At 48.7% G+C, this 13,385-nt stretch carries 6 protein-coding genes; all 6 read right to left on the bottom strand.

All coding sequences use genetic code 11. From position 1 onward, the window contains the following. Positions 1 to 58 precede the first annotated feature (58 nt). The gene (locus A4R26_RS05280; protein ID WP_081161690.1) at positions 59 to 2,206 is read right to left on the bottom strand and encodes a glycoside hydrolase family 31 protein; all 2,148 of its coding nucleotides are present in this window, start codon (positions 2,204 to 2,206) and stop codon (positions 59 to 61) included. 285 nt (positions 2,207 to 2,491) lie between these two features. After that, a complete protein-coding gene (locus A4R26_RS05275; RefSeq protein WP_081161687.1) occupies positions 2,492 to 5,098 on the bottom strand; it encodes a glycosyl hydrolase family 95 catalytic domain-containing protein in 2,607 nt (868 codons plus the stop codon). 55 nt (positions 5,099 to 5,153) lie between these two features. Then, complete coding sequence (locus A4R26_RS05270) at positions 5,154 to 7,625, bottom strand: glycoside hydrolase family 2 TIM barrel-domain containing protein (protein WP_081161685.1); 2,472 nt, start codon at positions 7,623 to 7,625, stop codon at positions 5,154 to 5,156. 312 nt (positions 7,626 to 7,937) lie between these two features. Further along, on the bottom strand, positions 7,938 to 8,630 hold the full coding sequence (locus A4R26_RS05265; protein ID WP_081161683.1) for a fasciclin domain-containing protein: 693 nt from the start codon (positions 8,628 to 8,630) through the stop codon (positions 7,938 to 7,940). Positions 8,631 to 8,643: 13 nt separating this feature from the next. Further along, the gene (locus A4R26_RS05260; protein ID WP_081161680.1) at positions 8,644 to 10,107 is read right to left on the bottom strand and encodes a RagB/SusD family nutrient uptake outer membrane protein; all 1,464 of its coding nucleotides are present in this window, start codon (positions 10,105 to 10,107) and stop codon (positions 8,644 to 8,646) included. A 12-nt stretch (positions 10,108 to 10,119) separates the two neighbouring features. Continuing rightward, complete coding sequence (locus A4R26_RS05255; protein ID WP_081161677.1) at positions 10,120 to 13,209, bottom strand: SusC/RagA family TonB-linked outer membrane protein; 3,090 nt, start codon at positions 13,207 to 13,209, stop codon at positions 10,120 to 10,122. Positions 13,210 to 13,385 lie beyond the last annotated feature (176 nt).

The raw sequence follows: 13,385 nt of genomic DNA, 5'->3' as shown, positions 1-13,385 counted from the left end.
GTGGGTTGGCCCCTCCCCGGCCCTCCCCTTTATCAACTCTGTTAACTTATCAACTTTCCTACTTCGTCATGAATTCAAATACTACATTCCCCACCGTATTCGGCTTGCCTTTTACAGCCGGCGAAATGCTTCCTTTCCACTTCCCCGTTCTATCTTTCTCCACTTTAATTTCCCGCCAGCTGTATTCGCCTTTTTCGTAATTGTAGGTTTCACCATCATCGTCATACAACATGTACTTCCCGGGCTTTTCGCCATAATAACGAACGGTAAGGTCAACCTTCTCGCCGGCAACAGGTGCATGCAGCATGGGTTTCATCATGGGAATGATGCCGCCGTCCTTTACATACACGGGAATTTTTTCCAGGCCTGGGGTAACCGTTATTACCTGGCCGTCGCCGGCAAAGGCGCCGGTATAGAAATCGTACCAACGGCCTTTAGGCAGCACTACTTTGCGTGTTTGCTGACCGGCAAACAAAGGCGCCACCAGCAAATAATCACCGGCCATGTATTGATCTTTGATCTCTTTCGACACCGCTTCGGCATAAGGATTCTCCTCGAGGTTGGCATTGCCTTTTTCCTTTTTCGTTTCCTGCACAAATCCTTCTTCGAGGTTCATGGCCCTGAAAGGCGGAATGCCTTCAAAATGATAGCGGGCAAAAGCGCTATACCAGTAGGGCAACATTTGCATGCGTAACAATGCCAGCTGTTTTATAGGTTCGGCCACATCGTTGTACGACCAGGGTTTGGTTCCGCTGGCCCAGGCATTGATCATGGCCATTGGAGAAAATACGACAGTCTGAAAACGCCGCAGCCATTCCTCACCGGTTTTACTCGCCCGCACCTCCGGCGTCCATAACACACCGGCAAAACCACTGTTGATAAGCGCGGTTATAAAATCTTCATGGTTATAATAATCGTTGTAAATAACGTAGGGGAAAGAAGTGCCGCCTCCATTTGATGCCCGCACCAGTCCGAACGTTCTTTTATTCTGCAGATGGAAGATGGATTCGCTATACCGCTGCACCAGCAGGCCATAGGTCTGCCGCATTTGTTCTGCGGGTATACCTGAGGGGAAGCTGGCTACATCGGGCCACAGGTAATGATCGTAGCCATCCACTTCATCGATCTTGTACCCGCTTACGCCTTTGGCAACCTGGTCTTTCTGTAACTGATCAAAAAATAATTTACGCGCCGGCTCCAGCGTAAGATCGGGCACCAGTCCATTCCACACCGTATGCGAACCGCTGTACGGAATAATCGATTTATAGAATGGTGCATCAGGTGATACATAGGGATTCGTCCAGAGATTTACACGAATATGCTCTTTCAGCAGCTCCTGCACAAAACCACCCGCATCAGGATAGCGCAGGCTGTCCCACGAAAAGGTACAGGGATAACTTTTGCTTTGCCAGCCGGGTTCCAAACCAATATAATCGAGCGGGAACCCTTTTTCACGGAAATCCTTCACTTCCTTCTTAACTTCTTCCGCCGTGTACAATGATTTTACCCGTTGTGTAAAACCCAGCCCCCAACGCGGGGGCAAACAACCACCGCCATTGAACAGGTTGAACCGCCGTACCGCATCTAACGGTGTGGGGCCGCCGAATACGTATACTTCCACGCCGGCAGCCGGCACCAGTATTTCCACCGCATCGGAGTAAGGGCGTGCGCTCCATGTTTTATCGGTATTGCGGTCTTTGGCAACCGGCGGGTTCGTACTGGCAGTGCGAACGCCCGTGCCTGCATATACTGTCAGGTACCGGGCCGAATTGATAAAAACGCCATATCCTTTCGACGACACATAAAACGGTGTAGGAGCATGCGTTCTGCCATTGTCTTTACCGCCATAATGATCAACATGCAACTGCAGGATCTTTCCCCGCTGGTGAACGGTTTGAAAGTTCAGTCCGAACCCAAACAACTGCTCTTCTTTTTGCAGGGGGAAACGCAAATAGGTTTTTCCATCTACTACTTTTATCGAAATATCCGCCTGCGATAACGGGAACGCCGATGGCGCAATGGCCGACATGGCCGTCCGGTTGGGCGTTGCTCCCGATGCTTTCAGGAGGTCGTAATTTTCAGGCACACCTGCGGTCGCTTTCCAAACGCCGGGAGCGGTTTCGGTCCATACGGGATCCTGGGCAAGGGAGATGCCTGTTTGGGATATAAGAAAGATTACGAGTAATATTATTCTTGTTCGGTTCATATGAGATTTTGATCGTTAAAATACAGCCGCAAGCGAATACAAATACAGCTATAAGCTGTAAGCCTTAAGCTGTAAGCGAATACAAATACAGCTATAAGCTGTAAGCCTTAAGCTGTAAGCGAATACAAATACAGCTGCAAGCTGCAAGCCGCAAGCCGCAAGCGAATACAAATACAGCTATAAGCCTTAAGCTGTAAGCCTTAAGCTGTAAGCCCTGCATTTGTATTTACTTTTTCATTTCTAATTTCCCTGCTTTTCCTTTATCACCTCTATCAACTTGTCAACTTACAACGGCACAACCGTATACACCTTCCCCTTCTCCGTCACAAACTCCACACTATACCGCTCGCCCACATTCAACTCCGTCAGTTTCGCCTGTATATTCTTTTTGTAGGGCGGCAGGCCATAGGTAGTATTCAACTTGTTTGTATTTGCACCATTCGCTTTTTTGGCAGCCACTTCCACTACTTTTATTGGCTGCGGTGCGCTGACCCGGCAGGGGCCGCCCAGTACGGATGTGATCGTGGCCTTTGACAATTTTCCATCTTTCCAGTCAATAGCCACTGTAAAATTGCCGCGGGCTTTTATGCCGCTGATGCTGCCGTTCGTCCACGCACCGGGCAATGCCGGTAATAATGCCAGCGCTCCATTGTGACTTTGCAACAACATTTCCGTTATACCCGCGGTAGCGCCAAAATTGCCATCTATCTGAAAGGGTGGATGCGCGTCGAACAAATTACCATATGTGCCGCCGCCACTCATGGCATCTCTTGTTACCGTGGGATCGATATACGTGAATGCATCGCTTAAAATCTTATAGGCATGGTTCCCATCCTGTAATCGCGCCCACCAGTTTATTTTCCATGCCATCGACCAGCCCGTACTTACATCGCCCCTGAAGATGAGCGATTGTTTTGCCGCCGCCGCCAGTTCGGGGGTTGTAGCAGGGTCGATCTGGCTACCCGGGTACAACCCAAACAAATGCGACAGGTGCCGGTGTTTATCATTGGGATCGTCCCAGTCTTTATTCCATTCCTGTAACTGTCCGTACTTTCCAATATGATAAGGATATAATTGCGCTTTTGCTTTTATCAACCGGTTGCGAAACGCTTCATCGGTTTTGAGCAGGCTGCTTGTTTTAATGGCCGCCGTAAACAATTCCCGAATAATGCTCATGTCCATCGTAGAGGCCATGCCCACCTGGTATTCTTTACCGTTTATCTTCATGGTATTCTCAGGCGAAGTGGAAGGATTGGTGATCAGGTATCCGTTGAACGGATCAACCATCAGCCAGTGCAGCATAAACTGCGCAGCACCTTTCATCAAAGGCCAGTTTTTCTTTAAGAACTTTTCATCACCTGTAAATAAATAATGTTCCCACAAATGCGTACATAACCAGGCGCCCGCCATTGGCCAGCAGCTCCAGCGCGGCATTCCGCGCGGGTCCCATTCATACCCGCCGGGCGGTGAGGTTTTCGCCCACAGGTCGGAATTATGATGCACCACCCAGCCTTCGGAAATATTGTAATTTACCTTTGCCGTTTGCGCCCCGTTGACAGCCAGCTCTTTCATAAAACTGAACAATGGCTCATGGCATTCAGACAAATTGGTATTCTCCGCCAGCCAGTAATTCATTTCGGTATTGATATTGGTGGTATAGTTACTGCCCCATGGCGGTTGTACATGATCGTTCCAGATGCCTTGTAAATTGGCCGGGCGGGAGCCGGGGCGTGAACTGGCGATGAGCAGGTACCTTCCAAACTGGTAATATAAAGCCTGCAGTTGTTGATCTGTTTGCGCCGAAGCATACTTCTTCAATCGCTCATCGGTAGGCAATTTTGAATTATTATCATCATCTCCCAATTTGAATGCAACGCGTTTGAACAATGACCGGTAATCGCGGATATGCCCCTGCTTTAGTTGTTCGTATGTAAGCGCCAATGCCTTTTGGAGGTTGGCTTTCGCCTCTATGGCAGGGTCTTTTCCTTCAAACCCGGGCGATCTGTTAAAACCATTAAAACTGGTTGCTCCGGAAAGATAAATAGTTACCGAACCGGCGCCTGTTACCTGCAGCTCATTACCGTTATGCTGCACGCGGCCGCCTTCCGCTCTTATTCTTACATGTACTTCGAAGTTCAGGCCTTCGCCGGCAAAAGGTGAAGGCAAGGGTGAGCCACCTCTTGAAGGGTGACCCACCCCCACCTTATCAACAGTATCATATACCACCTGCTGCGGTTCAATTTCCCTGTTCGCAACAAATTTGGGCGCTTTGCCCTGCAGCACGAGCTGACCGGAAGCTGCAGGTGTTACTTTATATTTCAACTTACTCGTTAAACCAAGTGTTCCGTCTATGGCCCCTTTTTTATCGGCGGTGATCCGCATTACCAATACTTTGGCCGGGTAACTGATAAAGGTTTCGCGCTGATACGTTACCTCCCCGATCTTATACCGCACCGTTGCTACTGCATTGTTCAGGTCAAGATCGCGATAATACATTGCCGGAACTGAATCCTTCACGTTCAATCGCCACCACAGATCGGCCATTGGCAAATAACGCGCTGAATAAGGGCCCTGCATTTTCTTCCACAACGCCGCTGCTTTTTCATATTCGCCATCAAATACCGCCTGCCGCACCCGGGGCAATACCGTTGGCCCATTGGGATTGTTTCCCGCTTCGGGATAACCCGACCACAAGGTATTATCGTTTAACTGCAACCGTTCGGTAACCAATCCGCCAAAAACCATGGCGCCGGTTTTACCATTGCCCAATGGCAACGCTTCCTCCCAGGCAACGGCGGGTTTGTTGTACCAGAGTTTCAGATCATTCCCCTGTTGCGCATGCGCTGCGGCGCATACCAGTTGAATGCAGCATATCGTTATTCGTAGTTTCATATGGTTGCCTGCAGGTGTGCCATACCTTGAAAGTGTGGCACACCTTTTAACTTGTTTATAGTTCTTTAAATACCGTTTTCATTCCTTCGCTCTTTGCACTGATAACCGACCGGCCTTTATTGGTTTGAACTCTGATGATGGCGCGGCCATTATATGCCTGTACCAATCGCGATCCTGTTGAAGTGCCCTGGTTATCGATCAGTTTGCCATCGCCTGCCAACCCAAACCTGATCCAGCTGGCGGCATCCGGGCAGGGCACTCCTTTTTCATCGAGCAGGGTTACCTGCAGCGTGGCAATGCCATTCTGTTCACCGGTTTTCTCCAATACTATTTTGGCGGGTTGGCTCCACTTTTCGGTTTGATATTGGAATTGTATAGAATCGGTTATCACTGTTTTTCCGGTGCGCGCAATCACTTTCACCTGTTGCATTCCATTATTCAATGGAACATTCCAGCGTAAACCCGCCGCCGGAAAATCCTGGCTGTTGCGTTTTTTTACGCCATAACTTTTTCCATTTACAAACAGCTCGGCTTCGGCGCAATTGGAATATACTTTTATCATTTTCTCTTCGCCTTCGGCGCCCCAGCGTACCGGCCAGGTATGGCCGTAAATATGCGCCATGGGCTGTGTGGTCCAGTAAGATTGAAACACATAATATGCTTCCTTTTTGGTAAGGTCCCTTTCCACCACACCTTTCTGGTTCATATAAGGTACAGGATTATCGGGCCGCACCGGTGTTGAAAAATCCTTGAATGGCCATTGGGCAGTGCCTGTTAACCAGGGCATGGTTTCCTGTTCTTTCAAATGCCAGTCGACCAGGTTACAGAGGTATGATTCGCTCCAGTCGCCATCTTTTGAAACACGTGCCGCGCCGCCATATAAACTGGCATCGCCGGCCCGCTCATCGGCGCCATTGCCTGTTTTTACTACCTGTAATGCTTTATCGGGGTTCTCGGCATGGCGACGGGCGTGGCTATCGCCACCCCATTCAACATGCAGGAAATGATCTACTTTTTTGAACTCTTCTTCCGATACCTTTTTGTATTCGGTATAAACGCCGCGGTACCAGCCGGCCCAGATGGATGGAGAATATACATCTACAATGTCTTTACAGAAATCACACCGACGGATAGCCGTTTTGCGCGTGTTATCCAAACGGTGCGAGAGATCATGCAGTTCTTTCATAAAACTGCGGATCTTTTCTTTATCGAACTCAGGAAAATCACCGGGCCAGTCGTTCTCATTACCCATTCCCCAAATGATCACCGAGGGATGGTTGTAATGTTGTTCTATCATATTGGTGAGCATCCGTTTTGCCATTGCCTGGTAAACCGGGCCGCCCAGGCCGCCGCGGCACCAGGGAATTTCCTCCCATACGAGAATGCCTAAACTATCGCAAAGGTTAAGGATAATGCGCGACTGCTGGTAATGTCCCAGCCTGATGAAATTAACGCCCATCTCTTTCATCATGATCATTTCGCGGCGCATCAGGTCTTCGGTCATGGCAGCCGCCACGCCTGCATGGTCTTCATGCCGGTGCGTACCGCGTAACAACAATCGCCGGCCGTTCAACAGGAACGGACCGTGGTCAACAAATTCAAAATGACGGAAACCGATCTTTTCTGTTTGAACGTATTTGCCTTCAGCAGTGGTAACAGTTGCCTCTACGGTGTACAACGCGGGCGTTTGGGGCGACCATAACTGCGGCGTTTTGAGCGTAAAGCCGGTCAGCTTTACATCGCCCGGCCCCCTCCCCGGCCCTCCTCCGGAAGGGGGAGGGAGATCTTTTTGATGAACCACCTTGCCAGTAGGATCAAAGAGTTTTATAGTGATACCTGCCCCTTCCGGTGGAGGGGGAGAAAAGAACCGGGCTGACACCTGTACGGTTCCTATCTTACCGGTTTTATCAACCTCCGCTTTTGCAAACAATTTATCGATGGCTACCGGTGGCTGATACACTAAATTCAAATAGCGGTAAATGCCGCCATACAAATTAAAATCCGACAGATCAGACGGGATCATTTCAAGGTCCCTCGAATTATCGGTTCGTACGGCAATGGGAATTTTTCCTTTGAACCGGCTTTGCGCCACGGGTAATTTGCGAAAGGCTTCCACCGCATCTGTAATATCAACCACAAACTCATCGTAACCGCCTGTATGCGATCCCACTTTTGTCATATATACATACACATCGGTCTTTTGCCCGGCGCCTTCAAAAAAAAGCAGGGTACGGCCATTGCTATATGGATTCTCAATATCAAGTTGGGTACGGTACCAGGCCGGTCCCTGGTAATAATTTACATCGGGGTCAACGGCATCATCGGCATTTACACAATGCGGCAACTGTACGGTTTGCCATAATGACACGCTTTCGGGATTTCCTTTTCCAACGGGCCGCACCAGTTCCCAAATACCGCCTGCATCCTGTTTTATAAATTCCCAGTTACCTGTTAAGCGTGTCGTTTGCTGTGCCTGCGCCACTTCGCCGATGAGCAGCAATATGAAAAACCATCTTACCATTTGCATAATTCTATTTCTGTTTAAGGTACAATTGATCCTGGCCCCACCCCTAACCCTTCCAGGTGGGAGAACATTCGATTACAGCGAAAGATAAGTAAGAACATCACTGCTGTTTCGAGATTGTACGCAAACGTTTCCGGGTTGCATTCATTTTCGTTAAAACTTAAAATTCCGGCCCGGGAACCTGGGCTGTTCCGGGCCAGAATTTATTAAAACTGACCTGTCAGAGTTTGCCCCGATACTTCGGGGTGCACATGCCCTTTCAGCAGGTTCAATTTTCGATGGCGCACTTACAGGCCGGCACCACGATTTAATCAATTATGGTTTCACGCCATACTCCACTACCCTGTCAACCACATGTATTGGTCCGTTATCGCTTAAGATGCCCGATGTACGGCCAACAGTAACGCGAACACTATTTATGAAATCGTTTATCCGCACCTTTGAGTCGCGGTCGTTCGACAGTACGAAATACATCAGGCTTCCGGGATTGGCAGCATCTGCTCCTTCAGGCAACAGGGTCTTTGTTTCTACCAGTTCCGAACTTATGTTATCATAGCTATACTCGCCCTTCACTATTAAATACAACAACCAGTTCTTTACCTGTTGCGGGGTATACTGCGTCCAGCTTTTAGCTACGGCATTGTTCACTTTATAACGGCCCCAGTAACAATCGCTGGCGGTTGGCGCGGCGGTTCTGAAAACCGCATCGTTATGCAGGAAAATAAAGGTGTGGCCCGGCTGCTGGTACAGGCCGCTGTCGATACCCGAATAAACGATGGCTTCGTACATGCGTTTAAAAATGGTATCGGTAGCGCTTGATACACTTCGCTCTTTTAAATACTGCCATGCGGTTTTATTGATATGCGGATCGAGCGTACTGATCTCATGATCTGTATTCTTCTGCAGTTCAAGACCGGCGATCTTTTTACAACCGGTGCTACCCACTGCCAGTAAACCAATGAAAATGGCACTATATATTAATTGTTGTTTCATTTTTGTCGCTTTCATGTTATATATAGGTTTACTCTGAATAAGGCAGGTTCTGTTGAATCAATGTATTCCGTGTGAGGGCCTGGCGTGAAATTGGCCACAGTATTTTGCGCGGATCATCGAACCCGGTCTGGCTGATGTTGAGTAACTGCTGGCGGTAACGCACTTTCGGGTCCATTACTTCTATCACGCGGCCCGTTCTCACCAGGTCGAACCAGCGTTTGCCTTCGCCAAACAGTTCCAGCTGGCGCTCATCGAGAATCGCAGTTTCCACGTCGCGGTCGGTGGGATAATCGGTATCAACCAGCGGCGCTGCGCCCCTGAGCGTACGGATACGGTTTACAATGGCAAACACCGGCGTTTTATTTGCACTGGTTTTATTAAGTGCTTCGGCACGTAATAACAATACATCGGCCATGCGGTATAAGGTTAGCTTCGCGTCATTCTGGGCATTGGCCGGAGGCACCGGTTTACCTGAACTATTCACCGGGTAAAATTTGCCGATCTGTATAATTCTCGAAGGAGTGGCAGCGTTTACCAACGTTGTGTCGTAAGTTGCCCAACGGCGGATATCGTCCTTATTGCTTTCGAAACGCAGGAATACCGCGCTGTCGATATAATATTGCGAGGTGTTGCCGCCCGATCCTATTTTGGAGATCCCATTACCGCCATCGCGGGTATAATCCCAGTGAAGGCTAAAGATGGCTTCCTTAGTATTGGCCGGATCGAGGAATATTTTTTTGAAGTCGCTAAAATTGTTGGCTGAAACGTCGTATTTGTAGGAAAGGTTGATGAGATTCTGGGAGGCTTCCAGCGCTTTTGCATAGTCGTTTTTCCACATATACACATCAGTGAGCAGGGCAAGGATAGCGCCGGCATTCATTTCCCAAACATTCGTATTCGCTTTATTTACCAGGCTCCAGGCTTTTGTGAGATCGGGAATGATTACATTGTTCAACACCTCATCGGGCGCTGTTCGGGGCGCAAGCGGATCTTCATTCAGATCTTCATACGGTTCAAGCCGAACGGGCACCCCGCCCCATAACCTGATAGCATAAAAATACATATACGCCCTGATGCCGTAAGCCTGCGCCAGGTAATTGTTGCGTACCAACTGGGTAAAGGTCATTGTTAAAGGAATATCGGGGATATTCTTAATGGCCAGGTTGGCGCGGCCAATGGTATAGTACAGGTTGTTCCAGTTAGCCGCCCCGGTCAGCGAATTCAATCCATTGAGGGTAATGTTGATCTGGTTCTCACCGGTACCGCCATACGTAAAGTTATCCGAGCGGGCATCGCCCCAATCGGTATAATTGCCATTGAGCGTTTTTTGAATCCCGTCATAGATGGCCGCCACACCTGTTTTCACATCGTCGGCCGATTTCCAGAAACTTTCCGGCCCGAGATCCGAAATAGGCTCCTGGTTCAAAAATTTTTTACATCCTGCATTTATAAACAGTGCCAGGACCAAGATATAATTAATTAGTTTTTTCATTGCTTATACGTTTTAAAAGTTCAGATTAACACCGGCGCCAAATTCTCTTTTCCGGGGATAACGGCCATTGTCCTGCCCCATTTGCAATGCATTGTTGAAAGAGATCTCCGGATCGTACCAGAAGTAATTGGTCCAGGTAAGCAAATTGTTGCCATACACATACACGGTAGCGCCTTTCATTTTCAATTTTGAAGTAATGTTCTTTGCCAGGCTGTAGGTCAACCGCACGTTGCGTAACCTGATGAAGGAAGCATCTTCGAGATAAATGCTGCTTAATTCCCTGGCATTGCCCATACCGTTGTTCCTTGGCACCGGCCATCTGGTAACATCACCGGGCTGCGCCCATGCTTCACGGATATATTCAGGGTCAGGTGTTACGTTCGAGATCAGGTTATTGGTCAATTGCTGGCGGCCGCGGTCGTACAACAACCCGCCCCAGCTTACATAGATATTGAATGAAAGGCTGAAGTTCTTATAAGAGAACTGGTTGGCGAGGCCTGCGATCCATTTGGGCTGTGCATTACCCAATGGAATACGGTCGGCGTCATCGATCACACTGTCTTTAACGGTATTCTCCCATATCATATCGCCGCCCTTTAAAATATTTCCCTGGGTTCTCAACCTGTTTACCGGGCCGTTGTAAGCTTTTCCATCGAGCGTATAGCCATTGAAAACCCCGCCAGTGAACACCGGCGTAAGCTGTTCCCAGTTGTCGTTATAGGCATTCGATTCATCGTACTGGTAAACGCCGAGCGCCTTCCAGCCATAGAAATTGCCTAAACGCTGTCCTTCTTCGGTGATCCAGTTGGTAGAAACGATGGGTGTGCCGCCATACAGGCTTTTAATAGTAGCGTTATTGAACGACATGTTATAAATGACGTTCCATGAGAAATCTTTATTTTTTACCGGGTAGCCATTGATCACAAACTCCAGGCCTTTGTTTTGAATGGAACCGATATTCACATTCACTTCATCAAAACCGGTTTCATAAGGCAATGGCGCCTGGTACAGCAGTTTATCGGTGATCTTATTATAATAATCGGCAGTGAAGGTAAGGCGGCCTCGGAAGAACGACAGATCGATACCGATATTGGTTTGCTTTGTTTCTTCCCAGCTTAACGCCGGATTGCCGAAGGTAGCGGAAGGTGCCACACCTGAAATACCATTGTACCAGTTACTGCCGAAAGTATAAGTTCTTACCGCATCATACTCGCCAATTCTGTCATTACCCGTTACGCCATAGCTTGCACGGATCTTACCTTCATCGAGGTACTTATAAGCCCATTGCATAAATGGTTCTTCACTGAAGCGCCAGCCTACCGATGCGGATGGGAAGTAACCCCAGCGGTTCTGTTTCCCGAACTTCGATGAAGCATCTGCCCTGAAGTTACTGTTGAAGAGATATTTTCCTTTGAAGCTATAGCCGAGGCGGCCGAAGGCCGAAACAGAAGTATATCTTTCTTCCCTGGTATTGGGTATATTGTATACCTGCGGTGAATTGAGTGTAGTAACCTCTTCCGTAACGAAATTCGTTCCCGAAATTTCCGACCCGCGGTTGAAATTACGATCGGCGCTTACACCTATAACACCGGTTAATGAATGGCTGCCGCCCAGCGTTTTATTGTAGTTTAAATAAGCCTGCGTCATCCAGTAGGTATTCCAGTCCTGTTCATCGCTGCCATCATTGTCGTTGCTGCTGCTCAGGAGCCTGGGCGAAAATTCAAGATGATGCGTATACCGGGCTTTTACATTCGCATCTACCGTTAATTTCAATTCGGGTAAAAACTGGTAGCTTATATAATTATAGAAATTTCCATCGAGGATCTGGTATTCATTTTTTCGCAACAGTGCTTCGGCTACCGGGTTCCTGCGGCCGCCGATCACTCCGGCAAGGGTTCCATCGGGAAAGTACACGCGGAAGTTTGGCGGACGCTGTATTGCCTGGTTCAGGGTATTCCCTTCATGGATACGGTTTTCGGTTTGATACGAAAACTGGATACGGTTACCGTAGGTTAGCTTTTCTGTTGCTTTATAATCGATATTGAACCGGCCGCGCATGATCTTTGCCCAGCTGTTGATGATGATACCTTCATCGCTGAGGTAACCCAGGCTTCCGTAATAATTCAAATTACGGGAAGCGCCGCCTAAACTTACATCCACCTGCTGGCGGTTGGCCGTGCGGGTAAGCATATCCTGGTAATCGTTGTCGGCATTGAACGAAGGGTTCAACGAGTCGGTATTCAAATTACCCCCGCCACTGCGCTTACGCTCGAGCAAACGGCGTTCGGCGGCATTGGCCTGTGGTATTTTATGCGAGAGCTGGCTTAAGCTGGTGAGGTACCGCACATCGAGCGTTGGTTTTCCTTCTTTCCCTTTTTTGGTGGTAATGATCACCACCCCGTTGGCCGAGCGGGAACCATAAATGGCAGCCGAGGCGGCATCTTTCAATATTTCAATGCTTTCAATATCGTTGGGGTTGATACCATCGATATTTACGCCCTGAGCGCCATCTACTATGTACAACGGATCTGCGCCGCCCTGTAATGTTCCGATGCCGCGGATGCGCACCGAGTTACCGGCTCCGGGCCGGCCCGATTCCTGGGCAATTTGCAAACCCGGCGCCTGGCCCTGCATGGCATCCAGTACATCTATCGCCTGGCGCTCTTCAATTTGTTTGGCCGAGATAGACGAAATAGCGCCGGTAACATCTTTTTTGCGCTGGGTACCGTAACCCACCACCACTACTTCATCCAGCGCACTGTTGCCGGTCGACAATACAACACTCATTTCTGTTTGGGCGCCTACCGGCACTTCCTTGGTCGTAAACCCAACCGAAGAAAATACCAGCACGGCGTTTGGACCGGGCACCATAATTTTAAATTTACCGTCGGCATTGGTAGAAGTGCCGCCAGTACCACCTTTGATGCTGATGGTGATACCATTCAACCCAATGCCATTGGCATCCTTAACCGTTCCCTCTACGGTTTTGGTTTGCGCCATTACAGGCAATGCCTGAAAAGAAGCGGTAAATAGAATAATGAAAACAAATACCTGGCGCAATGAGGGAAAAGGGCGCCCTGAAGAAATGATAGTCTCTTCCATATAGCAGCTAGTTTTAACAGCTTATACCGTTTGCAGTCTACGGTATAACAGTCGTCTTTTTTAACAATAAAGTTTAGTACGCAATATGTGCAAGTACGTAACTATTTGGCATGGTATATTTTGCTCAATTGACAATATGGTAAGCTATTTTAACATGTATGGAAGGACGGATGGCC

The organism is Niastella populi (assembly GCF_002078015.1).
Lineage (GTDB): Bacteria > Bacteroidota > Bacteroidia > Chitinophagales > Chitinophagaceae > Niastella > Niastella populi.
This window is presented reverse-complemented; position numbering and strand designations above follow the sequence as displayed.

Excerpts from the sequence above, each read along its gene's own strand:
- A4R26_RS05265 (WP_081161683.1), bottom strand. The coding sequence starts at position 8,630 with ATGAAAGCGACAAAAATGAAACAACAATTAATATATAGTGCCATTTTC.
- A4R26_RS05270 (WP_081161685.1), bottom strand. The coding sequence starts at position 7,625 with ATGCAAATGGTAAGATGGTTTTTCATATTGCTGCTCATCGGCGAAGTG.
- A4R26_RS05255 (WP_081161677.1), bottom strand. The coding sequence starts at position 13,209 with ATGGAAGAGACTATCATTTCTTCAGGGCGCCCTTTTCCCTCATTGCGC.
- A4R26_RS05275 (WP_081161687.1), bottom strand. The coding sequence starts at position 5,098 with ATGAAACTACGAATAACGATATGCTGCATTCAACTGGTATGCGCCGCA.
- A4R26_RS05280 (WP_081161690.1), bottom strand. The coding sequence starts at position 2,206 with ATGAACCGAACAAGAATAATATTACTCGTAATCTTTCTTATATCCCAA.
- A4R26_RS05260 (WP_081161680.1), bottom strand. The coding sequence starts at position 10,107 with ATGAAAAAACTAATTAATTATATCTTGGTCCTGGCACTGTTTATAAAT.